This is a genomic window from Pseudomyxococcus flavus (assembly GCF_050038885.1).
GTDB classification, from domain to species: Bacteria; Myxococcota; Myxococcia; order Myxococcales; family Myxococcaceae; genus Myxococcus; species Myxococcus flavus.
Map to the genome: position 1 here is coordinate 7,487,280 of NZ_CP143624.1, position 21,874 is coordinate 7,509,153.

Consider the following 21,874-nt stretch of genomic DNA (forward strand, 5'->3'; position numbering starts at 1 on the left):
AAGATGCGGAATTACATTCAATCGGGCGACGTCCTGGAGTTCACCGCGCCGAGCGGCGGTGTGGTGTCCGGTGGCCTGTACGTGATCGGCGCGCTCCCCGTGGTTGCCGCCGCGGATGCCGACGCGGGCGCCCTGTTCCAGGGCCAGCGCGTGGGTGTGTTCACGCTGCCGAAGGCCACCGGCCAGGAGTGGAGTGAGGGCGCGGCGCTGTACTGGGACGACACCGCGAAGAACTGCACCACCACGAGCACGAGCAACACGCGGATCGGCTACGCCGCCGCTGCCGTCGCGAGCGGCGCCACGTCGGGCGCCGTGCTGCTGTCGGGCGCGTGATGTAAGAGATTCGGTGGCAAACCACACGGGGCGCGCGGTGTGCCCGCTCGAAACAAGCTCACTCCCCCCTGCCGCCGCCGCGCTCGTCACGCGGGCTCCTTCGGGGGAGTGGGCACACCGCATTCTAATCGCATACGCCGGAGCAATCGCATGCATCGAATTGACAGTGATGGCAACGTGGATGGGAAGTACACAAACGGCAACCCTGTGCTGGGGCAGGAGGCCACCGTTTGTGACGCGGACGCGCTGAACGCACTGCAGGAAGAGCCGTGCACCGTCATCGAGGCGGAGGGGATCGCGCTCGAGAAAGGGAACAACGGGCAGCTGCTCCAGGCGCTCGACTCGCGTTTCGGACGGAAGGCGACCGCGAACACCTGGCAGGGCGCGCAGACGTTCAGCGCGGCGGTGACGGCAAACAACGGCGGTCCCAGCGTGCAGCTGAAGCCTGGCACCATCGATCACGTCTACCTGGAGTTCTTCGCGCGTACGTCCGCTCCGAATACGCGCAGCGGGTTCCTGGGCTACGGCGCTGCGGGTTCATCCGTCCTGGCACTCGTCAACAGCCTGTCGGGCGGGGACGTCGAGGTGACGCCCGGCAGCGGCGGGAAAATCAGTCTCGCTGGCTCAACGCAGACGAGCGCGCCGATCACGGTGGGCGGGACGACCCCGGCCAGTAATACCGCGTTCACGAACACCTTGACGAAAGCGAACATCGTCAAGGCGTGGGGCAGGATCAACGTCAGCGGCGGCACGGCCACGCTGCAGAACGGCTTCAACGTTGCGAGCGTCGCGGCCAGCGGGACCGCGATCACGGTGAACCTCGCGGGCACCCTGTCGAGCAACTTCTACACGGTGTCCGCGAACAAGGTCGTCTCCGCCGGCATCGCGGAGAATCCCGCCGTGGGCGTGCATTCCATGGGGACGAGCTCGTTCGCCATGTCCGTCTACGATACCAGCTTCAACCCGCTGAACGTGTCGTCCGGCTCGCACGCGGTGATGTTCGTGGTGCTCGGCCACCAGTGACGGGCGGTGCCACAAGGCGCGCGGTCGGCGCTGGAGCGCTAGAACGTCGATCAGGTTACGGCGAGCGAGCAGGCAGGGACCAGGGGATCGACGCCAGCGTCAGAAGTGAGCAGGTAGGCCCATGGACACGGCAGGAGTGAACATGGACCGGTGGAGCCCCGAGGTCGCGTGTAGCGAGAGGGAAGAGCGGCTGCTGAAGCTGGCGGGCAAGAGCCGCAAGCTCTTGGTCTTCTTGCGGCGGCACCGCCACGAGCTATTCGACGAGGCCTTCCAGCAAGAGCTGGAGGGCATGTACCGACAGACGGGCCAGGGGGAGGCGCCTCAGCCCCCGGCCCTGCTGTGCATGGCGCTGCTGCTGCAAGGCTACCTGCAAGTCTCCGATGCGGAGGCGGTGCGGCTGTCGGCCACGGACCGGTGCTGGCGGGTGGTGCTGGGCACCCTGGAACCCGACGACGACGCGCCCGCCTTTTCGCAGGGCGGCTTGCAGCAGTTCCGCGAGCGGCTCATCCACCACGACCTGGACCGGCGCCTGCTGGAGCGCACGGTGGAGGTGGCCCGGAGGACGAGGGCCTTCGACTGGAAGAAGCTCCCAGGCACCCTCCGCCTGGCGGTAGACAGCCGCCCTTTAGAGGGAGCCGGGCGGGTTGAAGACACCTTCAACCTGCTCGGCCACGCGGGGAGGAAGCTGGCCGAGGGCGCCGCTCGACTGCTGGGCACGGACGTGGAGGAGGTGTGTCGTCAGGCTCGGGCGCCCGTGCTGCTGGGCTCCAGCGTGAAGGCCGCGCTGGACATCGACTGGAGTGACGCCGAAGCGAAGCAGGCGGCGCTGACTCGACTGGTGCGGCAGGTGGACCGGTTGGCAGCATGGGTGAATCGCCATGTGGACGGGGCCGAGGAGGCCCCGCTGCGGCGCTACATCGAAGCGCTCGTGCAGGTGAAGGCGCAAGATTTGGAGCCGGTGGAGACAGGCGGGGTGCGCCTGCGCCAGGGCGTCGCGCCAGACAGGCGTGTGTCCATTGAAGACGAACAGATGCGGCACGGGCGTAAGAGCAGGAGCAAGCGTTTCAATGGCTACAAGCAGCACATCGGCACGCACCTGGATGCCGAGCTGGTGCTGGCGTGTGCGGTGACACCGGCCAACCGCCCCGAAGAGGAGGCCACCCCGGAGTTGAAGGAGGACTTGCGGAGGCTGGGCCTGGGGCCAGTCGCGGTATTCATTGACCGGGCGTATGTAAATAGCGAGCTGACCAAGGAGGTGAAGGCGGCCGGTGGCGAGGTGGTGTGCAAGCCATGGCCCGGGCGCGGTGTGAAGCCAGGCCTGTACGGCAAGAAGGACTTCGCCGTGGACGTGAAGGCCGGCACCATTACCTGCCCGGCGGGCCAGGTAGAGACCTTCGAGCCTGGGCAGGTGGTGCAATTCGCCCCGGAGGTGTGCGGAGCGTGCGCGCTGCGCGCCCAATGCACGCAGGCGGCCTCCGGACGCGGCAGGAGCGTCCGGCTGGGCGAGGACGAGGCCCTGCAGAAGCGACTGCGGCGACTACAAGACACTCGTTCGGGGCGGGCGAAGCTGCGCGAGCGAGTGCCCGTCGAGCACCAACTCGCCCATCTGAGCCAGCGGCAGGGCCCACGGGCCCGTTACCGCGGCACCCGCAAGAACCTCTTCGACCTTCGCCGGCTCTGCGCGCTCCAGAACCTGGAGACCGTCCACCGCCGCATCGCCGAGCAACAGTGTCTTGCGGCCTGAGGTTCCACTAACCTGTTCGGCGCTCTAGGGTCGCGATTTATACGGAGTGAGTCCCGACCGCGTCACGCGGCACCGACAGGGCGGCGCGGTGGATTTCGCCGTGGGGGCTCCCCTAGACTGGGCGGTCTCTGCTACTTGGGGGCGTTCAGTGGACAGGAAGAAGACCAGCCACGTCGTTGCGTTTGAGAAGGCGAAAGCGAAGCCCGGGGAAATGGTCGTTGAGTTCCTCGAGGGCTACATCGGGGAGATGATGGGGAGTGGCGACAAGGCCCAGCACAACGGCGCCTTGATCATCACTACTGAGCGGGTGGTCTTCTACAGGAAGGGATGGTTCGGAGAAGTCTTCGAAACCATCCCGCTGGCGTCCGTTACATCCGTCGAGCAGAAGTCCCTCATGGGGCATCGACAGATGACGCTCCACACTTCGCACGACGAACTGTCGTTCAAGACCTTTGAGCAGGCGGGGCAATTCGACAAGGCATACGAAGCGGTAGAGCAGGGGCGCTCCAAGCGCGCCGCACCTGCCGCACCGCCAGCCCCTTCAGTTGCACCCGCGGCGGATCCGCTGGCGCAGCTGAAAGCGCTGGCGGAACTCCATAAGTCTGGCGTCATCACGACTGAGGAGTTCGAGACGAAGAAGACGGCGCTCATGGCGCGGATCTGAGCCGTCAACGGACAGGGGCCCGGCACCTTGCGGCACCGGGCCCCCGTGGGTGCGGTTCAGCTGGTGGCGCTACTCTCGGCGAACGCCTCCGCCCGTCTCCGGCTCGGGGACCTCCGGGCTAGCATCGGCTGCGGACACCAGTTTCACTTCGACTCCAAGGAGGCACGTCGTCACCTGGGGAGCGCTGGGAAACAGGGCCATCACCCAGGGGATGCCGTCGTCTTCGCCAGCGTCGAGGAGTTCGCCGACGTCACCGGGCTGTGCGAACACGCGCCCTTCATCGAGGATGAGATCGGTCGCTCGGACTTGGTTGGGGATGTTGCCGCTCGTGCGCATGGTGGGTCTCCCGCCCCGGCGCGAATCGCCTGGGTACGGCAGACGGTATACACTTCGCTGCGTAATGTAAATTGATGCAGCAGATTGTTTAGTGGTGGCGCTCGCGTAGTGTGCGCGGATGACTACTTGCAAGGTGTGTGGGCGTGACGCGAGCGTCCCTGGTTCGGCCCGTGGGCTGTGCCCGCGGTGCTACCAACGCGACCGGCGAGGCCGGCCCCCTGCGGCCGAGCCGAAAAAGTCCGAGCCTGGGGAGGGAGACCGGGTGACGTTCAGCTTGGGGCGCGCGCTCAAAGAAACGGCTTCGGACTTAGCAGCTGCGGAAGGCGTGTCCCTCTCGGACTGGTGCCGAGTGGCAGTGACCGAGCGAATCGAGCGGATGCGGCGCGGGGAGTAGGGGCGTTTCTTGGCGGGAACTTGGCGAGGTTCTGGTGCGCACCGGAGCATTCATATGCGCTCCGGTGCGCACCTAAACCCGCGAAACTACTACCGCACTCAGTGTCCCCGACGGGATTCGAACCCGTGTTACCGGCTTGAAAGGCCAGCGTCCTGGGCCTCTAGACGACGGGGACGACACTTCGACCACATGAGTCGCGGGGGGATCGAACCCCCGACCCTCGGCTTAAAAGGCCGGTGCTCTACCAGCTGAGCTAGCGACTCGCACTATTCTTTTTTGAATTTCTTCACCGACCACCCCGGAAGCCCCCGAGGCAGGCGCTTCCTACCAGCACTCGGCGGCGCTTTCCACTGGCGAGCGCATGGGGGCGTTTCTGACGGCGCCCCGTCCGCTTTCCGGTGAACGTCCCCGCCGCCGCCTTTCCCTCCTCGTCACCCCCTGGCGATATACAGGAGCCATGTCCCAGGACGTACATCCCGACGAACCGGAGGCCGAGGACGACGCCGAGCGCGCCCCGTTCCGCCGCTACCTCACCCGGGCGGGCGCCGAGCGCCTGCACCGCGAGCTCGTCCACCTCCTCAACGAGGAGCGCCCCAAGGTTACCGCCGAGGTCTCCGCCGCCGCCGCCCAGGGCGACCGCTCGGAGAACGCCGAGTACATCTACGGAAAGAAGCGCCTGCGCGAGATCGACCGCCGCCTCCGCTTCCTCCAAAAGCGCCTGGACACCGCCACCATCGTCACCCCCTCCGAGCAGAGTGACCGTTCTCGCGTCTACTTCGGCGCGACGGTGAGCCTGGAGGACGAGGACGGCGTCCGGAGCACCTACCAGATTGTCGGCTCGGACGAGATCGACGCGTCCGGGGGCCGGATCAGCGTGGAGTCCCCCATGGGACGCGCGCTGCTCCGCAAGGCCGTGGGGGACTCGGTCGAGGTGCGGCGGCCGCGGGGCGAGATCGAGCTCACGGTGGTGGACATCCGCTACGAATGAGGAGGGGAATGCCATGCCTCGGATCCAGCCCGTCAATCCCCGCTACCGCCGCATCTACCAGGCGCTGAGCGGGCCGGACCTGGCCGTCTCCGAGAACGCAGGCATGTCCCTCGAGGACCTGGGGCTGGCCAACACCGAGGCCTCCCGGGTGGACCTCGTCTTCGGTACCTACAGCCCGCAGGGCCTGGAGCGGGCCCTGCGCGCCTACGGCCTGTTCCAGCGGGTCGAGGAGCGGGTAGGGCCCCTGGAGCTCCGCGTCGTCTGCACGGACCCGTACCGGCCGCGCATCATCCTCATGAGCCGCCGCTTCTACGTGCCCGTCGCGGACCTGGAGCTGCGCCGGACGACGGGGGCCGAGGTGGGGCTCGGTGACGCGTTCGCGACCACGCCGCTGCTGTACCTGGACTCGCTGCTGCTCCAGAACCCGGGCCGCGCCTTCGACTGGAACCGGCCGCCGCTCCCCGGGCAGAACCATCCCGGGCTGAAGCTCGCGGGCCACATCCTGGACGTGCTGCTGCTCATGGCCCGGCGCATCGGCACCGAGGCCCTGGCGCTCACGCCGTCCACCTTCGCCGCCGCGTGCGTCTACGACCGTCGCTTCCTCTTCGTGGACGGCGCCGCGCAGGGCCGCTTCCTCGCGCTCCGCCAGGCCGGGCAGCACCTTCCGCGCTGGCTCCATGCCTGGGCGGTGGAGCTGCGGTGCATGCGCGACGAGACGGGGCAGACGGTGGCCTTCAAGCCCACGCCCATGCTGAGACCGCTGTCGTCGCGGCTGGGGCAACACTTCGATGCGAACGCGTGGGACGATGCGCTCCAGCTCGAAGCGCGGCGGCTCATTTCGCTCGACGAGGAGACGCTCCAGCGCCGCTTCCCGTGGGAGCGGATGCCTCCGGGGCCGCCGCCCGAGCGGGTGGCGGAGCTGCTCGGGTATGATCCGCTCGCGCCCGTCGTGGCGCACTGAACGGACGTCGGCTCGTGCTACAGGGCTGATGCATGCCGGCCCGTCGAAAGTCACTCCGGACGATGTCGTCATTCCCCGCGCCTGCGGCGTGGGGTATCGGACAGCGGGCCGCCTCCACCACAAGCAGGCTGTTTCCCCTGGAGGGGGTGCCTATAGTGGTCAGGAGACTCTCCGTCGCACGGTCCCTCGCGGTCGCAGCCGAACCTTCAGGTCGCGCAACCCACGATGCGTAAGAACTTCATTCTCGACACCAACGTCCTGCTCCACGATCCCCGCAGCATCTACGGATTCAAAGACAACAACGTCATCATCCCCATCTACGTCATCGAGGAGATCGACCAGTTCAAGCGCGACCTCTCCGAGCTGGGGCGTAACGCGCGCCTGGTGGCGCGGTACCTGGACTCCTTCCGCGCGGAGGGCTCGCTGAAGGAGGGCGTCCCCCTGCCGCACGGAGGCATGCTCCGCGTGAGCTTCACCGAGCGGGCGCTGCCGTCGTCCATGGCGGACAGCAACCTGATGGACAACCGCATCCTCGGGGTGGCGCTCGACCTGATGGAGTCGGAGCCGGAGACGCAGGCCGTCTTCATCACCAAGGACACCAACCTCCGAATCCGCGCGGACGCGCTCGGCCTCATCGCCGAGGACTACGACACCGAGCGCGTGGAGATCACCGAGCTGTACACCGGCTTCGCGGAGCGGCTCGTCCCCAAGGACCTGGTGGACCAGATGTACCGCCAGGGCGCGGAGGTGGAGCTCCCGGACGCGGAGTCCCTGTTCGCCAACCAGCTGGTGCTGCTCAAGGACGAGACGAACCCGTCCCACACCGCCATGGCCCGCTTCAGCGGCGCCAGGAACCGGCTCGTGCCGCTGGTGCGGCAGATCAAGGACGGGACGTGGGGCATCCGCCCGCGCAACATGGAGCAGGCCTTCTGCCTGGACCTCCTGCTCAACGACGACATCAAGCTGGTGACCATCGTCGGCAAGGCGGGCACGGGCAAGACGCTGCTCGCCATCGCCGCGGGCCTGCAGAAGGTGACGGAGGAGGGGCTCTACCAGAAGCTGCTCGTCAGCCGGCCCATCTTCCCGCTGGGCCGGGACATCGGCTACCTGCCCGGCAGCGTCGAGGAGAAGCTCAACCCCTGGATGCAGCCCATCTTCGACAACGTGGAGTTCCTGATGAACCTCAGCCGTGCGGACAAGAAAGCCGGGCGCGGCTACCACGAGCTGCTGGACCTGGGGCTGATGGAGATCGAGCCGCTCACGTACATCCGCGGCCGGAGCCTGCCCAACCAGTTCATCATCGTGGACGAGGCGCAGAACCTCACCCCCCACGAGGTGAAGACCATCATCACCCGCGTGGGCGACAACACGAAGATCATCCTCACGGGAGACCCGTTCCAGATCGACAACCCGTACGTGGACGCGACCAACAACGGTCTGGTCCACGTGGTCAACCGATTCAAGAGCGAGAAGATCGCGGCGCACATCACCATGGCCAAGGGTGAGCGCAGTGCGCTGGCCGAGCTCGCCGCCAACCTGCTGTAGCGCTGGTACGAGACATGACGAAGCAAGACGCTGGAAGCCCCCCCGACGCGGACGGGGAGAAGAAGCCCCTCATCGAGTACCCCACCGTCTACACCTTCAAGGTGATGGGCGCGCAGGAGGCCGGCTTCACGGAGCACGTCCGCGAGCTGTTCAAGCGGCTCATGGGGACGGAAATCTCACCGGACTCCATCCGCGAGCAGCCCAGCAGCAAGGGCAAGTACGTGTCGTTGAGCGTGTCGGTGTACCTGCTGTCCGAGGAGCACCGCCGCGGCATCTACGACGCCCTCCACAAGGACGAGCGCGTCAAATACTACCTGTGATGGCTCGGCCGCCCGGGCCCGGTCGCATCCAGGCCCGGCCCTGGCTGGAAGTCTCCAGACGGGGCGGGTATATGAGGAGGCCATGAGCCCCCCCGAGCCCTTCCCGCTGTATCACCCCGCGGACGTCCGGCGCGCCTTCAGCTCTGATGATGCAACGCGTCGCTTCGCCAAGGTGGCTCAGCTGGAGCCCGGCTCGCGCGTGCTGGTGCTCGGCTGTGGGCCGGACGGAGGCGCGGCCCTGCTGCTGGCCCGGGAGCTGGGCTGCTCGGTCGTGGTCGCCGACACGGAGGACGCCGTCCTCAACCCGGTGCGCGAGCGCGTGCGGGCGCAGGGGCTCACGGACCAGATCGAGGTGCAGCGGGTGTCGCTCGACGCGCTGGGCCTCCCGGACGGCGCGTTCCACGGCATCCTCATCCAGGGACGGGTGCTCTATCCGCTGAACGCCACGCTGGCGAACCTGCGCGGCCTGCTGGCGAGACGGGGCCGGCTGGGCTTCACGTTCCCCGCGCGGGTGGGGCGCTTCGCGCCCAAGGCCACGCTGGACTTCTGGGAGCGCCGCATCGCTGGCCCCTTGCTGCTGCCGCGCGAGCTGCTGCAGGTGGTGGAGGGCGCTGGCTACGAGCCCGAGTCCGCGGAGACGCTCCACGACACGGAGCTGGACGCGCACTACCGGGAGCTCGAGGCGTTCCTGGCCTCCATTCCCGGCTCGCAGCCCGCGGCGCTGCGCGAGGAGGTCGCGCTGCATCGCGAGAGCAACGGCAAGGCCAGCGTCAGCTATGCCTTCATCGTGGGCCGCCGCAAGGAGCCAGGGGAGAAGCCCCCGGCGTCCAGGGATCGCGGGTAGCCCGGCGGGCGGTGCGGCGCTCAGTTCAACGCGCCGGTGAAGTCCACCAGCTCGACGGACTCGGCGGCCACGGACAGGTTGACCTGCTCGCGGTAGCCGGCCGCGTCGCCGCCCACCTGGAAGGGCATGGGGTTGGCGAAGCGGATGGTCACCTCGCGGGCGTGGAAGTCCATGATGCCTTCGGGGAACCAGCGGCCGCTCCACAGCCGGGGCAGGTGGGCGAGCACCTGCGTGGGCGTCACCTGGCCCAGGCGGAGCTGCATGAAGCCCTGGCGCTGGCCCGCGAAGGGGAACATGCGGAAGCCGTAGCCGTAGAAGGGCATGGTGCCCGCCGCCGCCATCATCAGCCGGCCGCGGAAGAGCGTGGCGCCCGGGGCCAGCGGCTCACCCACCGCGCTGCCATCCGGTCCCAGCCGGTAGGCCTCGCTGGAGTCGCCATTGACGACCTCGCACTCCACCCACGTGGAGTGGGTGAGGTAGTGGGGCACCGTCTTGCAGGCCACCGCGGAGAAGTAGCCGCCGCCGCCGCTGAGGACGCTCTTGAAGAGGCCCTTGCCCAGGTTCTCCTTCACCCAGATGTAGTCGTTGAGCACCTTGCCATCCACGCCGAGGCCGGCGAAGGGCGCGCGCTGTCCGTCCACCATCAGCAGGTCCATGGGGCGGTAGCCGGGCACCTCGCCCGTGCGGGCGCGGAGCACGTCATTGAGGATGCCGTCGCCGCGCGTGCCGGAGGCGTTGACGTAGGCGGCCAGGCCGTTGCCCGTGCCCAGCTTGAGGATGCCGAAGCGGGGCGGCGTCCGGCCCGCGAAGCGGCCTCGTGGGCCGACCTGGTGGAGGACCTCGTTCACGAAGCCCATGAAGGTGCCGTCACCACCGCCGGTGAAGACCATGGGGTAGCCGCGCTCCAGCACCGTCTGGATGATGCGGCGGGCGTCCAGCGGCGAGCGGGAGAGGAACAGGTCCTGCTCCGGCACCACGTGCGACAGGGACTTCACCACGCGCGCATCGACCTTCCGGGCGTTGGCGTTCAGCAGGACCGCGACCTTGGGCTCGGCGGCAACGTCCGATGTGGGCGCACGGCGGAGATCAGGAGAACGGAGGGGCTGGACCAGCATGTGGGCGGCTCCGAAAGGTGACGCCGGTGGGGGACCCGGCGGCGACACGGGGAGCCAGTGCACAATCCTCGCCAAGTCTTGATGCAATGCGTTAGCAGGCGGGCAGGTAAGGAATTCCGAGGGGTTGAATCGTTCCCTGCTGTCCAGAGGCCCGCCCGGTTGCTACCGCGGGGTGACGGAGGTGTAGAGCGCGTTACGCACCCGTGGCGGCCAGGTGGCGCGACTGTGACGCAGCGCGCGGGTCGCTGCGCACTGCGCTACGCAGCGGCGAGTGCCACCTTCAGTGTGTGGCCCGGTGCCCCATCCCGTTTGACAGCCCAGGGTGGGTGGTTACGTTGGGCGTACATCAGAAGCTTTCAAGAAAAACGCAGTCTTTTCCGGAGGATACGAACCGTGGGCAAGATTATCGGGATCGACCTGGGCACCACGAACAGCGTGGTGGCGATCATGGAGGGTCGCGAGCCCAAGGTGATCGTCAACGAGGAAGGCAGCCGCATCACGCCCTCGGTGGTTGCGTTCACGAAGGACGGGGAGCGCCTGGTCGGCCAGGTGGCGAAGCGCCAGTCCATCACCAACCCGGAGCGCACCGTCTACTCGGCCAAGCGCTTCATGGGCCGCCGGCACGACGAGGTGCCCGAGGAGGCCAAGCTGGTGCCGTACAAGGTCGCCCGGGGCCCCAACGGCGACGCGCGCGTGGACATCGACGGCAAGCAGTACAGCGCGCCGGAGATCAGCGCGCAGGTGCTGCTGAAGCTGAAGCGCGCGGCGGAGAACTACCTGGGTGAGAAGGTGACGGAGGCGGTCATCACCGTCCCGGCGTACTTCAACGACGCCCAGCGCCAGGCCACCAAGGACGCGGGTGAGATCGCGGGCCTCACGGTGCGGCGCATCGTGAACGAGCCGACCGCCGCGGCGCTCGCGTACGGACTGGACAAGAAGAAGGACGAGAAGATCGCCGTCTACGACTTCGGCGGTGGCACGTTCGACGTGTCCATCCTGGAGGTGGGCGAGAACGTGGTCGACGTGCTCGCGACCAACGGTGACACGCACCTGGGTGGCGACAACATCGACCAGCGGATCATGGACTGGCTGATCGCCGAGTTCAAGAAGGACACCGGGCTCGACGTCAGCAAGGACAAGATGGTCCTCCAGCGCCTGAAGGAGGCGGCGGAGAAGGCGAAGATCGAGCTGTCCAGCGCGATGGAGACGGACGTCAACCTGCCGTTCCTCACGGCGGACGCGAGCGGTCCGAAGCACCTCAACGTCAAGCTGACGCGCGCCAAGTTCGAGGCGATGATCGATGACCTCATCGAGCGTTCGCTGGAGCCCTGCCGCAAGTGTCTGAAGGACGCGGGGGTGGAGCCGAAGGACCTGAACGAGATCGTCCTCGTCGGCGGCACCACGCGCATCCCGAAGGTGCAGGAGGCCGTGAAGCGCCTGTTCGGCAAGGAGCCGAACCGCTCGGTGAACCCGGACGAGGTCGTGGCCGTGGGCGCCGCGGTGCAGGCCGGCGTGCTCTCCGGCGAGGTGAAGGACATCCTCCTGCTGGACGTGACGCCGCTGAGCCTGGGCGTGGAGACGCTGGGCGGGGTGATGACGAAGCTCATCGAGCGCAACACCACCATCCCCACGCGCAAGTCGGAGACCTTCTCCACGGCCGCGGACGGCCAGACGCAGGTGGAGATCCACGTGCTCCAGGGCGAGCGTGAGATGGCGGCTGACAACCGCAGCCTCGGCCGCTTCCACCTGACGGGCATCCCGGGCGCGCCGCGCGGCGTGCCGCAGATCGAGGTGACGTTCGACATCGACGCGAACGGCATCCTCAACGTCAGCGCCAAGGACAAGGCCACGGGCAAGGAGCAGAAGGTCACCATCACCCACTCGTCCGGCCTCGCGAAGGACGAGGTGGAGAAGATGGTCGCCGACGCCCGCTCCAACGAGGCGGCCGACAAGGCCCGCCGCGAGCTGGTGGACATGAAGAACCAGGCGGAGAGCCAGTCCTACGCGACCGAGAAGCTGCTGAAGGAGAACAAGGACAAGCTGTCCGCGGACACGGCGAAGGCGCTCGAGGACGCGGTGGCGGAGCTCAACAAGGTCCGCGAGGGCCAGGACAAGGACGCCATCAAGGCGGCGCTCGATACGCTCCAGGCCGCCAGCTACAAGGCCGCCGAGGAGATGTACCGCGCCACCGGCGCGGCTCCGGGCGCCGAGGGCGCGCCGGGCGCCGGTCCCTCCGCGGCGCCGGGCTCGCAGGCCAGCGCCAAGAAGGACGACGTGGTGGACGCCGAGTTCCGGCAGTCGTAGTGCCGGCGCGGTGAGCCGCTGAAGTGACGCGGAGGGCCGGTTCCCACTCGAGGGGGCCGGCCCTTCCGCTTTGCGGGGCACCGGGTGTGGCGCTCCGGAAGCGAGGACGGCTGTACGAGAAGCGGGACGCCGGAGGGCGCCAAGCGGCTGATGGGACTGGGGGCTCGGGTGGCGGTGCCGGTGCAAGGACTGGCGCGGCTTTCCTTTCGTGAAAGGGCGTCCCATGTCCCGCATCGCGTCGTCGCCGTCCCCGCTTCCGCCTGGCACTGCTCCCACCGAGGGGGCGTCCGTGCCAGCGCCGCTTCCTCCACCCACGCGCACGGCGCAGTGCCGGCCTGCCTCCGCCTCGGGGGCCTCGTCGGTGGAGCCCTACCGGGGGCCGTCCCTGGCGCGGCAGCCGGAGCTGGCTGTTCCCGGGCCCCGCAGCGGCCCCCGGACCGGCGCGGACAATCAGTTCGATTTCGGCGTGGGCGGCGCGTTTCCTCCCAAGCCCACCGGCAACCTGATGGAGCAGCTGCGGCAGGGGGCGCTGACGGCGGCTCAGTCCGAAGCCGCCGCGGCCAGCATGGTGATGGGGGACAACGCCGCGGTGGACGCCTATGCGCGCGTCCACCTGGACCAGTTGAAGCCGAGCCCGCCCATCCCGGGCGCGCCCACGTCCCTGACGGACTACACCAGCACCATCCCCGGCGTCGCACCGGAGCAGGTCTATGCGTACTTCGTCCGCCACCCGGCTGCGGTCTTCGAGGCGGCGGGCATCCGCATTCGACCGGCGACCGCGGTGCTGGCGGATGGCGCGAAGCTGTTCCTGGAGGAGAAGGGGCTGCCGCCGGTCTGGGCGCCCATCACCGTGCGCCTGGAGCCCGGTGCGAACACGCTTCACATCACCACCCTGGACGGGCACCCGCTTCGCGGAACGAACCGCTTCGTCTTTGAAGGGGACGGGGAGGGTGGCACCCAGGTGCGTCAGTACTCCGCCTTCCAGGGCAGCTCCCCCGCGACCACCCTGGGCATGAAGTTGATGGACCCCATCGAGCGGCAGCACGACATCTGGCGCGAGGTCCACGGGCACCTCCATGACGTCCTGAGGCCTCGCTGACATGGGCTCGGTGCTCCACACGACGCCCCCGGGCCATGACGTGATTCTCTACGACGGGCATTGCCGCCTGTGCAGCGGGGCGGCGCGGAGGCTCCAGCGGATGCTGGGGGCCTCGGGGACGCGGCTGCGCTCGTTCCGGGACGAAGGCGTGCTGGCCGCATTTCCGGGCGTCACCGCGGACCGCTGTGAGCGGGCCATGCAGCTCGTCCTGCCGGAGGGGCGGGTGGTGGAGGGGCTGGAGGCCGTCGTCCTGGCGCTGGGGCGGCGGCCGCTGGGAAGGCTGCTCCGGGTGTACTACCTGCCCGGGCTGCGGCAGCTCCTGGACGTGCTCTACCGCCTCGTGGCCCGCTACCGGTTCCGCATCGCCGGACGGCAGTGCCCGGACGGCGCGTGCGCGCTCCACTTCAAATAGGGCGAGGGCGGCGGATAGCATGGCTTCTCCCCGCAACCTCGGGTTCGTCCGTGCAAGCTCAACCGTCCTCATACGTCCAGGCCGCCCGGGCCTTCCGCCACTTCTTCGGTGAGCTCCGGGAGGCATACCTGGAGCGAGAGACGCTCTTCACGCAGCTGGAGCTGGCGCTGCTGGGGCGCGAGCACGTGCTCGTGGTCGGGCCGCCTGGGACGGCGAAGAGCGCCATCGCAAGCGCCGTCCTGGGCCGCATCGTCGACGAGCGCACGGGCCTGCCCTCGCTGTTCTCCAAGCAGCTCGCGGAGTCCACCGTGCAGACGGACCTCATCGGCCCGGTGGACTTCAAGGTGCTGACGGAGACGGGGCGCACCGAGTACCTCACGGATGAGGGCATGCTCGGCGCCGAGCATGCGTTCCTGGACGAGGTGTTCGACGGCCGGGACATGCTGCTGCGCTCCATCCTCAACGTGCTGTACGAGCGCGAGCTGAAGCACGGCCGGCGGGTGACGGCGGGGCGCACCGAGTGCGTGGTGATGACGAGCAACCGGTACCTCTCGGAGGTGCTCGCGCGCTCGCCGGAGCTGCTCCTGGCCTTCGCGGACCGGCTGAGCTTCATCTGCTTCGTGCCCAAGTCCTTTGCCCGCCGGGAGAGCCGGGCGGCCATGCTGCAGCGCTACTCCCACGGCGCCCGGCCCGACCTGCGCGCGCAGCTGTCGCTGCAGCAGGTGGACCTGCTCCAGGACGCGGTGACGAAGGTGGTGGTGCCCAGCCACGTCATGGAGGGCGTGGAGCTGCTGGCGGACTCCCTGGAGCGCGCGCTGGCGGTGCAGGTCTCGAAGCTGCCGGACTACGTCCCGACGAAGTACTTCTCCCAGCGCTCCGTGGTGAAGGCGCTCTGGGCGCTGAAGGCCGCCGTCGTGCGGGACCAGATCTACCGGCGGCCGGACCGGCCCCTGGAGGCCACCGTCGAGGACCTGGATGCATTGCGCTGGTTCTTCCTTCTCGGTGGTCCGCCCGCGGGAGAGACGGAGGCGTTGCTCAAGGCGGTGGTGGACCCGCGGGAGCGGGCGCAGCTCGAAATCGTCCGGCTGGAGCAGCGCGCCTTCGACGAGTCGCTCGCCAAGGTGCGGCAGGACCTGGGCGGCGGCGTGGAGCGTGAGGCCCAGGCGTTCGCGTCGTCCGAGGAGGTGGGGGCGGCCGAGTCCCTGGGGCGCAACTGGCAGCCCGCGCTCGTCTCCTCCACCGCGCGCTCGTTGCTGACCAAGCTGGTTCCAGGGCCCCGGCATGCGCAGAATCGGGCCCCCCTGGTGGCCGCGGCGCGCGCGCTGGTGGCGGCGCAGGAGCAGCGCCTCGCGCGCGGCATGGCGGGCCACGGCGAGGGGCGGGGCGGCATCGCGCTGCTGTCCTCGTTCGGCGACGTGCTGGCGCTGTGTCAGGGCGTTCCCGAGCTCCGGCCGGGCCATGCGCACCTGTGCGAGGCCACCGCGCGCTTCCTGGAGGGGGCGCAGGAGATGATCGCCCTCTCCGCGGAGAGCGTGGACTTCGAGGATGGGCTCAAGCTGGAGAGCCTGGTCGGACTGGCGGACAACCTGGAGGAGGAGCTCTCCCAGACGGTGGAGCTGGCGGGGCTGCTGGCGGAAGGGGCCCCCACTGCGCTGGAGCGCCTGCGCGCGTCCGAGAGGGCCGTGCGTTCTCGCGTCGTGGCCGCGCTGCGCCGGCGCGCGGTGTTCGCCTTCCAGGGGAGCCTGGCGCGCGGCCGCCGTGAGCCGCTCGAGGCGCTGTCGGTGGACTCGCGCCGCCTGTCCCAGCTGGAGGCCTCCCTGGCCGCGCTGGACCCCACGCAGCAGGGCCTGAAGCAGGAGCTGCTGCTGCCCCTGGGCATCGCCTATGCGCGCGAGGCGCTGTCGTCCACGCCCTTCGAGCGAATCGAGCAGTACGGACGCGCGGTGCAGTCGGTGGCGGAGAACCTCCGGCGGGAGGGCGTGCCCGTGGAGGCGGTCTTCACCGAGTGCCGTGAAGTCATCGAGTCCCGGCTGCGCGAGCACGCCCGGCGGCTCTCACGCGAGGTGAGCAGCCCGCCTCCCGCGGCCATGTCCGTGCTCAATGGCGACGCCTACGTGTTCTACCGGGGCGAGTTCGCAGCGAACGCGCCGGATGGGGAGCTGGCCGCGCTCCTGGGCTTGGATGGGCAGCTCTCACCGAGCCGAGGCATCGCCGCTCCGGGATTTCTCTCGGAAGCGGTGCGCGCGGCGGTGGCCCACGCGGAGCTGTCCTTCGTCCAGACACGCGTCAAGTACCTGCGCAGCTGGCTGACCCAGCTGCTCACGGCCCTGCCGCCTCCCGAGTCGCTGACGGAGCGGTCCGAGGCCGAGCGCACCGTGGACCGGCTGGTGCGCAGCCGTTTCCCGATGCTCGCCCTGAAGGAGGGGGAACTGGTGCGGCTCCGGGGCGTCCTCGCCTTGCTGGGGAGCATGCCGGGAGACCTGGGGGAGGGGGCCCGGCGGTTGGAGCAGCAGCTCCGGGGCATCGACGAGGACTTCGGGCGCTTCAGCCGGCAGGTGCTGGAGCGGCGGGCGGCGCCATGAGCAGGCCCTTCGAGCCACGGCCTGGTGACGTGGGGCGGGGGCGCTGAGCGTGCTGGCGCGGCGGCTCGCGGACCTGCGGAAGCGCCTGGACACGCTCCAGCAACCCGCCCCCTCCCGCGGACGGTGGCGCTCGTGGGCGCTGCTGGGGCGCCGGGCGCGGGGGCCGGAGGACCTCGCGCTTCCGGTGCTCTCCGCGTTGGACCGGGACCTGGACCGGGTAGGGGTGCACACGTCGGCGGACGCGCAGCTCCTCAAGTCCCTGGGCCTGCGAAAGGGAAGGGCCGGGGTCCTGGCGCAAGGCCTGCTGGAGCGGGCCCATCAGGCGCTCGAAGAGGTCGAGGCGTGCGTGGAGCTCGTGGAGCGCGCGTGGCGGGCGGGAGAGCCGCTCCCGGGGGCGCTCGCCGTCCTGGAGAAGGCCTTCGTCCAGCTGGCGCGCGTGGTGAAGGTGGCGGAGCTCTTCGCCCGGCCAGCCTCGGAGCCGGAGGGAGACGATGAGGGGCTCGAAATCTACGTGCGCGCGGACGCGCCCCGTGCGCGGCAGGCGCCGTCCAGTGCGCGTCTGGCGGCCGCGGAGTTCTTCGCGGGACGGGCTCGGGCGAATGCCACGGATGTCATGCAGAAGCGCAGGGACCTGGACCTGGCGCATGAGCTGCTGCTGAGGCTGGGCACGGACCATGACCGTGAGCGGGGCATGGCGTTGCGGCGCCAGGTGGCCGAGTCCCGTGAGCGGGTGCGCGCCGTCCCCGCGGTGCGCTCCATGGACGAGCTGCTCCGGCACGTGCGGCATACGGCCCGGCGTGAGCCCCAGGTGGCCTACCGCTCGCTCAAGGGCCTCTACGAGCGCGCGCTGGAAGCCGGGGACGTGGCGCTGGCGAACGCGGCCCGCGCCGCGCTGACGCCGCTGCTGCCCCCGCCCGCGCACCTGTCGACACTGATGGAGCGAGCGGAGCTCGATTCCCTGTCGCACTGGTTCGGCGAGGCGCCCGCGCCACCCGACGCGCCTTCCGGGCCGCCACGGCCCGATGAGCTGCTGACGGACCTGGCCTTCTCCCTGCGGCCCGAGCAGCTCTCCACGTTCGAGTTGGCCGCGGGCTGCGCCCGCTACTTCGATGTGGAGGATGCGCTGTCGGAGGAGATCGTCCTGGCGGATACGCGCGCGGCGAGGGCCGTGCCCCGACGCGTTCCATACCCGACGCAGACGATGACGTACGACACGACGGGCAGCCTCCACGAAGTCCACAACTTCGTCCTCACCGACCCTCGGATGTTGCTGCGCGACCTGGCGGCGGGCCACCAGCTGGTGCGCGCCTATCTGGACGACGAGCCGCCTCCGCGTCCTCGGAAGGTGAAGCGCACGGCGGTGCGCGTGTATGTCTGCGACGCGTCGGGGTCCATGCATGGCGCGCGCGCCCGGTTCCGGGACGCCATCGTCATCGCGGAGCTCAACAACCTGCGCGTCAAGGCTCGCCGGGGAGAGAACTTCGATCCGCTGTACTTCAGCTTCTTCAATGACGTGCCCACTGAGCTGTCGCGGGTGGACTCGGCGCTGGAGGCCACGCGGCAGCTTGAGAAGCTGTTCCGGGACTCGCCCGCCGAGGGCCAGACGGACATCACGCTGGCGCTGATGTCCGCCTTCGACTCCATCCGCGCCGCGCAGGGCCGCGACCCCTATCTCGCGCGGGCCACCGTGGTGCTCATCACCGACGGCGAGGACCGCGTGGACCTGGAGCTCATCCGACGCACCCGCGCGCCCATGGACGCGCTGGACATCGCGCTGAGCTTCATCTCCCTGGGCGAGGAGAACCCCGACCTCCGGGTGCTCGTGCGCGAGCAGCGCGCCGCGGGAGGCCGCGCCTTCTACCACCACCTCTCCGACGAGGAGATTCTCTGGGCGCGAACGGAGTTCGACACGCCCTGGCGCACGCTCCTGCCGCGGGACGTGCCGGTGTCGGGTGACGCGCTCGAGCAGCTCGCGCCCCACCTGGACGCGCTGGAGGCCGTGGCGGCGGGGAGGGCCGCTCCGGCGCCCGTGGCCGTGGAGGCGTCGTTCGACGCGCTCTTCCCCGAGCAGCCCGAGCACCCCGTCGGCGCGGAGGTGCCGGGGGCGGACGTCGTGCACCGGGTGACGGACATCCTGGGCGCGCTGGTGGAGGCCGCCGCGCTGGCACCCGCGGACCGTCGCGCGGCGGAGAGCCTGCTGCTGCTCCAGCACCTGCTGGGCGTGTACGGATTGACCCCGTCGCGCTACCTGGCAGCGCTGTCCGCCGGTGGGCAGGCCACGCAGGCGGCCCTGCAGCGCGTGCGGCTGTTGTGCCGGCCCTTCGGGTAGGCTGTGCCCACGCCCATGTTCTTCGGCCTGTTCGGGAAACGGAAGAAGGAGCCGTCGCGTCCAGCGGACCCGCTGGCCGCTTTCGACCAGCTCATCGAAACCCTGGACCGGCAGGCCGCCGAGGTCCGGAAGTCCGCGGCCACGCTGCTCGCGCTCAAGGCGGACCTGGCACGCGCCGAGGAGCGCTATGCACGGCGGCTGGAAGCGCTGACCTCGCGGCGGGCCACCGCCAAGGAGCGGGGGGACGTGCACGCCGTGCGTGTCCTGGAGAAGGACCAGGCCCAGGCGGAGGACCTGCTCGCCACCACGCGTGACTCACTGGCGCGGGCCGAGTCCGACGGGCGTCTGCTGCTGGAGGCCGCGAGCGAGCTGGGGGACCGGGTGGCGGAGCTGCGCCGCGAGCGAGACAGCGCCTCGGCGCGGCTCACCGTGGGCGGCATCGTCACCGAGGCCTTGCGCGAACGCGTGGCCCGCTTCGATCAGGCGCTGGTGGTGGACGCGGCCCGGGACGAGGTCGAGCGGGCGCACGCCCTGGCGGACATCTACCGCGAGGAGCGGAATGAGCAGGGGGACTGAGGGACGCCTCAGGTGCGGCGCGCCGTCTGGTGCAGCTCCAGGACGATGTTGCCGCCCTTGAAGAGCCGCACCGCGCCCGACGTCTGGCTCACCACAAGCGCGATGCAGCCGGTGGTGGACGTCATGCCCGCGGCGGCGGCGTGCCGGGCGCCCAGCCCGAGCGGAATCTTCACCGCCTCGTCCGCGGCGGACAGGTAGCGGCCGGCGGCCAGCACCACGCCGTCCTCGCGGATGACGAAGGCCCCGTCGAGCACCGAGAAGTTCTTGATGGCCTCGCGAATCTTCGGGTCGAGCACGTTCCGTTCCGCCTCGGAGAGGCCCTGGAACGGGTTGATGGTCATCTGCCGGCTCTTCTCCAGCACGGTGGTGTGGGCGCCGATGGTGATGATGGTGCCGATGGGGTGGCCCTCGAAGCCCTCCTGGCCAATCTGGAGCGCGAGCTGGATGAGGGCGTCCACCACCTGCGAGTTGAATTCGTCACCCAGCTTCACGCCTTCGATGGCGAGCCGGTCATCGAGCGAGCCGCCGATGCGCATCTGCATCAGCGTGTCCGGCGCGCGGCCGACCTTGCCCGTCATGCACAGCACGAGGTCGCCTTCCTTGAACGCGCCCTGGGACAGCGCGGACACGAGCGCCACCTTCACCCGCTCGGTGCGCGAATAGTCGTAGGCGGGAATGACGAGCGCGCGCACCTTCTTGGCGAGGTGTTCCTCCGCCAGCTTGGGCATCGTGACCGCGTAGACGAGCTTCTTCCGAGCGGGCCGGCCGCGAAACTCCTCGGCGGGAATGGGCGTGTCGCAGATATAGAGGAAGTGATCGACTTCGTTCTTGCCGGCCAGCGAGAGGGCCGAGCGAAGGAACTCTCGATCGAACTTGGTGTTCTCGGTCAAACGCCCCTCCCTTCACCCTCGGTACGTACCCAGGTCAGCTTGACACCGAAGACCACATGAATAAAGCTTTCGGGCCCTTTTTTTGGGGTGCAGGGCCCCAAACCCTCGCTGGACTGGAGCGAAGGCTGTGAACCAGAAAGATCTCAAGCGTTACAAGAAGATGCTCGAGGACAGCAAGACGAGCCTGCTCGAGAGCGCCAAGAAGACCCTGGTGGAGGAGTCCAGTTTCGACACGGACGACCTTCCCGATGAGATCGACCTGGCGTCTTCCGAATACGCGCAGTCGATGGTCTTCCGCCTGCGGGACCGTGAGAAGTTCCTGTTGCAGAAAATCGAGAAGGCGCTGGTCCGCATCGAGGACGGCACCTTCGGCATCTGCGAGCGGTGCGAGGAGGACATCTCGCCCAAGCGCCTGGAGGCGCGCCCGGTGACGACGCTCTGCATCCGCTGCAAGGAAGAGCAGGAGAAGAAGGAGAAGTCCTACGGCTGAGCGCCGGAGGCTGTGGGGCCGCGCGGGGACTCCCCCGTGCGGCCCTTTGCTTTTTCAGGCCGCGGGCGCCTGGATTTCCACGCGCAGCAGCTGACGGCCGATGAGGAAGTGGTCCCCGTTGTCCACGAAGGTGGGCCCCGACAGGCGGATGAAGGTGCCGTTGGAGGAGCCCACGTCGCGGACCTGGAGGCGGTCCTGCCGCACCTGCAGCACCGCGTGACGGCCGGAGACGAAGCCGTCCGTGGGGAAGGTGAGGTCGCCCTGCTCGCGCCCCAGCAGGTTGTCGCCCTCGCGGAGGGGGAAGGCGCCGCCGCGCAGGCCTCCCTCCAGCAATTGCACCAGCCGCAGCCGGTAGCCGGGGTCCGGTGAGCCCCAGACCTGCGTGCCGCCGGGGCCGGTGGCGGCGGTGGGAATGGGCTCCAGGACGAGCCGCTGGCGTCCCAGGCGCAGCTCGCCGCCCGGGGGCAGCTCGCGCTCCTGGCGCAGGCGGATGAAGACGCCATTGGCGCCGCCCACGTCCTCCACGGCCAGCCGGGCGCCGGAGAAGAAGAAGCGCACCTGGAGGGGCATGATGAAGGGGTCGTCCGCGAGCGCGATGTCCCCCTGCTGGCCACAGGTGAGGGTGTCGCGCTGCATGCGGACGATGGACTCGGGGCCGCCGTCCGCCCGGACCACGCGGATGGAGACCTGGGGCCGCGAGGCGACGCTGGCGACGGCCATCACCATCGTTCCGGAGCGCAGCGGCGAGCCGCACGCCCGGCAGACGGAGGCGTCCCGGGGGTTTTCGGTGTCACAGCGTGGGCAGTATTCCATCGCGTCCATGGCGGGCTAGGGGTTGTACCAGGGCCGGAGCCCGGTTGCTCGCGTTGCGTTGCGCGCGGCTTGCCCAGTACCCGAGCGGCGTGGTGAAGTCCGTGTCCCACCC

The 21,874-nt window shown here is 69.3% G+C and carries 20 protein-coding genes and 2 tRNA genes; 16 read left to right on the forward strand and 6 right to left on the reverse strand.

What is annotated here, in order from left to right:
- Positions 1 to 3: 3 nt before the first annotated feature.
- The 4 genes from VZL07_RS31120 (at position 4) to VZL07_RS31135 (ending at position 3,764) form a co-directional block, all read left to right on the forward strand.
- Positions 4 to 333: a DUF2190 family protein gene (locus VZL07_RS31120; protein ID WP_426751579.1), complete on the forward strand. Its 330-nt coding sequence runs from the start codon at positions 4 to 6 to the stop codon at positions 331 to 333.
- A gap of 177 nt (positions 334 to 510) precedes the next feature.
- Positions 511 to 1,356, forward strand: a complete 846-nt coding sequence (locus VZL07_RS31125) for a hypothetical protein (RefSeq protein WP_426751580.1) — start codon at positions 511 to 513, stop codon at positions 1,354 to 1,356.
- Positions 1,357 to 1,498: 142 nt separating this feature from the next.
- Positions 1,499 to 3,100, forward strand: coding sequence for an IS1182 family transposase (locus VZL07_RS31130; RefSeq protein WP_426757411.1), 1,602 nt, complete (start codon positions 1,499 to 1,501; stop codon positions 3,098 to 3,100).
- 148 nt (positions 3,101 to 3,248) lie between these two features.
- Positions 3,249 to 3,764: an SHOCT domain-containing protein gene (locus VZL07_RS31135; protein ID WP_426751581.1), complete on the forward strand. Its 516-nt coding sequence runs from the start codon at positions 3,249 to 3,251 to the stop codon at positions 3,762 to 3,764.
- 69 nt (positions 3,765 to 3,833) lie between these two features.
- Here the strand turns inward: VZL07_RS31135 and VZL07_RS31140 are convergent, their stop codons facing one another.
- From VZL07_RS31140 to VZL07_RS31150, 3 genes are all read right to left on the reverse strand, one after another.
- A complete protein-coding gene (locus tag VZL07_RS31140; protein WP_426751582.1) occupies positions 3,834 to 4,100 on the reverse strand; it encodes a hypothetical protein in 267 nt (88 codons plus the stop codon).
- Between the two features lie 496 nt (positions 4,101 to 4,596).
- Positions 4,597 to 4,669, reverse strand: a tRNA-Glu gene (locus VZL07_RS31145).
- 15 nt (positions 4,670 to 4,684) lie between these two features.
- Positions 4,685 to 4,757 (reverse strand) — tRNA-Lys (locus VZL07_RS31150).
- Between the two features lie 194 nt (positions 4,758 to 4,951).
- Between VZL07_RS31150 and greB the strand changes: the two genes are divergently transcribed.
- The 5 genes from greB to VZL07_RS31175 all read left to right on the forward strand — a co-directional run bounded on the left by greB (position 4,952) and on the right by VZL07_RS31175 (position 9,152).
- Positions 4,952 to 5,482 carry a transcription elongation factor GreB gene (gene greB / locus VZL07_RS31155; RefSeq protein WP_426751583.1) on the forward strand — a complete coding sequence of 177 codons (531 nt, stop codon included), beginning with the start codon at positions 4,952 to 4,954 and terminating at the stop codon, positions 5,480 to 5,482.
- A gap of 13 nt (positions 5,483 to 5,495) precedes the next feature.
- On the forward strand, positions 5,496 to 6,443 hold the full coding sequence (locus VZL07_RS31160; RefSeq protein WP_426751584.1) for a deacetylase: 948 nt from the start codon (positions 5,496 to 5,498) through the stop codon (positions 6,441 to 6,443).
- Positions 6,444 to 6,668: 225 nt separating this feature from the next.
- The gene (locus VZL07_RS31165) at positions 6,669 to 7,988 is read left to right on the forward strand and encodes a PhoH family protein (RefSeq protein ID WP_426751585.1); all 1,320 of its coding nucleotides are present in this window, start codon (positions 6,669 to 6,671) and stop codon (positions 7,986 to 7,988) included.
- Between the two features lie 14 nt (positions 7,989 to 8,002).
- On the forward strand, positions 8,003 to 8,308 hold the full coding sequence (locus tag VZL07_RS31170; RefSeq protein WP_426751586.1) for an HP0495 family protein: 306 nt from the start codon (positions 8,003 to 8,005) through the stop codon (positions 8,306 to 8,308).
- An 82-nt stretch (positions 8,309 to 8,390) separates the two neighbouring features.
- Positions 8,391 to 9,152 (forward strand): SAM-dependent methyltransferase, encoded by a 762-nt coding sequence (locus VZL07_RS31175; protein WP_426751587.1) that lies wholly within the window; start codon positions 8,391 to 8,393, stop codon positions 9,150 to 9,152.
- A gap of 20 nt (positions 9,153 to 9,172) precedes the next feature.
- Here the strand turns inward: VZL07_RS31175 and VZL07_RS31180 are convergent, their stop codons facing one another.
- Positions 9,173 to 10,267 (reverse strand): diacylglycerol/lipid kinase family protein, encoded by a 1,095-nt coding sequence (locus VZL07_RS31180; RefSeq protein ID WP_426751588.1) that lies wholly within the window; start codon positions 10,265 to 10,267, stop codon positions 9,173 to 9,175.
- A 393-nt stretch (positions 10,268 to 10,660) separates the two neighbouring features.
- Here VZL07_RS31180 and dnaK point away from each other — a divergent pair, with 393 nt between their 5' ends.
- The 6 genes from dnaK (at position 10,661) to VZL07_RS31210 (ending at position 19,569) form a co-directional block, all read left to right on the forward strand.
- Positions 10,661 to 12,571 (forward strand): molecular chaperone DnaK, encoded by a 1,911-nt coding sequence (dnaK, locus tag VZL07_RS31185; RefSeq protein WP_426751589.1) that lies wholly within the window; start codon positions 10,661 to 10,663, stop codon positions 12,569 to 12,571.
- Positions 12,572 to 12,794: 223 nt separating this feature from the next.
- Positions 12,795 to 13,670 carry a hypothetical protein gene (locus VZL07_RS31190; protein ID WP_426751590.1) on the forward strand — a complete coding sequence of 292 codons (876 nt, stop codon included), beginning with the start codon at positions 12,795 to 12,797 and terminating at the stop codon, positions 13,668 to 13,670.
- Between the two features lies 1 nt (position 13,671).
- Positions 13,672 to 14,082: a thiol-disulfide oxidoreductase DCC family protein gene (locus VZL07_RS31195; protein WP_426751591.1), complete on the forward strand. Its 411-nt coding sequence runs from the start codon at positions 13,672 to 13,674 to the stop codon at positions 14,080 to 14,082.
- Positions 14,083 to 14,132: 50 nt separating this feature from the next.
- Entirely contained in the window at positions 14,133 to 16,664 is a 2,532-nt protein-coding gene (locus VZL07_RS31200; protein ID WP_426751592.1) for an AAA family ATPase, read from the forward strand.
- A 49-nt stretch (positions 16,665 to 16,713) separates the two neighbouring features.
- Entirely contained in the window at positions 16,714 to 18,993 is a 2,280-nt protein-coding gene (locus VZL07_RS31205; protein WP_426751593.1) for a vWA domain-containing protein, read from the forward strand.
- Positions 18,994 to 19,008: 15 nt separating this feature from the next.
- Positions 19,009 to 19,569 carry a PspA/IM30 family protein gene (locus VZL07_RS31210; RefSeq protein WP_426751594.1) on the forward strand — a complete coding sequence of 187 codons (561 nt, stop codon included), beginning with the start codon at positions 19,009 to 19,011 and terminating at the stop codon, positions 19,567 to 19,569.
- An 8-nt stretch (positions 19,570 to 19,577) separates the two neighbouring features.
- Here the strand turns inward: VZL07_RS31210 and VZL07_RS31215 are convergent, their stop codons facing one another.
- Positions 19,578 to 20,459, reverse strand: coding sequence for a DNA integrity scanning protein DisA nucleotide-binding domain protein (locus VZL07_RS31215; RefSeq protein ID WP_426751595.1), 882 nt, complete (start codon positions 20,457 to 20,459; stop codon positions 19,578 to 19,580).
- Between the two features lie 127 nt (positions 20,460 to 20,586).
- On the opposite strand from VZL07_RS31215, the gene VZL07_RS31220 reads away from it, so the two are divergent.
- Positions 20,587 to 20,949, forward strand: a complete 363-nt coding sequence (locus VZL07_RS31220; RefSeq protein ID WP_002640271.1) for a TraR/DksA family transcriptional regulator — start codon at positions 20,587 to 20,589, stop codon at positions 20,947 to 20,949.
- A 54-nt stretch (positions 20,950 to 21,003) separates the two neighbouring features.
- On the opposite strand, the gene VZL07_RS31225 is transcribed toward VZL07_RS31220, so the two are convergent.
- Positions 21,004 to 21,771 (reverse strand): FHA domain-containing protein, encoded by a 768-nt coding sequence (locus tag VZL07_RS31225; protein ID WP_426751596.1) that lies wholly within the window; start codon positions 21,769 to 21,771, stop codon positions 21,004 to 21,006.
- Between the last annotated feature and the right edge of the window lie 103 nt (positions 21,772 to 21,874).

Bases quoted from the DNA above. Each gene is read 5' to 3' on its own strand.
- VZL07_RS31225 (WP_426751596.1), bottom strand. From the start codon at position 21,771: ATGGACGCGATGGAATACTGCCCACGCTGTGACACCGAAAACCCCCGG.
- VZL07_RS31140 (WP_426751582.1), bottom strand. From the start codon at position 4,100: ATGCGCACGAGCGGCAACATCCCCAACCAAGTCCGAGCGACCGATCTC.
- VZL07_RS31130 (WP_426757411.1), top strand. From the start codon at position 1,499: ATGGACCGGTGGAGCCCCGAGGTCGCGTGTAGCGAGAGGGAAGAGCGG.
- VZL07_RS31120 (WP_426751579.1), top strand. From the start codon at position 4: ATGCGGAATTACATTCAATCGGGCGACGTCCTGGAGTTCACCGCGCCG.
- VZL07_RS31210 (WP_426751594.1), top strand. From the start codon at position 19,009: ATGTTCTTCGGCCTGTTCGGGAAACGGAAGAAGGAGCCGTCGCGTCCA.
- VZL07_RS31170 (WP_426751586.1), top strand. From the start codon at position 8,003: ATGACGAAGCAAGACGCTGGAAGCCCCCCCGACGCGGACGGGGAGAAG.
- VZL07_RS31160 (WP_426751584.1), top strand. From the start codon at position 5,496: ATGCCTCGGATCCAGCCCGTCAATCCCCGCTACCGCCGCATCTACCAG.
- VZL07_RS31175 (WP_426751587.1), top strand. From the start codon at position 8,391: ATGAGCCCCCCCGAGCCCTTCCCGCTGTATCACCCCGCGGACGTCCGG.
- greB (WP_426751583.1), top strand. From the start codon at position 4,952: ATGTCCCAGGACGTACATCCCGACGAACCGGAGGCCGAGGACGACGCC.
- VZL07_RS31190 (WP_426751590.1), top strand. From the start codon at position 12,795: ATGTCCCGCATCGCGTCGTCGCCGTCCCCGCTTCCGCCTGGCACTGCT.
- VZL07_RS31180 (WP_426751588.1), bottom strand. From the start codon at position 10,267: ATGCTGGTCCAGCCCCTCCGTTCTCCTGATCTCCGCCGTGCGCCCACA.
- VZL07_RS31165 (WP_426751585.1), top strand. From the start codon at position 6,669: ATGCGTAAGAACTTCATTCTCGACACCAACGTCCTGCTCCACGATCCC.
- VZL07_RS31195 (WP_426751591.1), top strand. From the start codon at position 13,672: ATGGGCTCGGTGCTCCACACGACGCCCCCGGGCCATGACGTGATTCTC.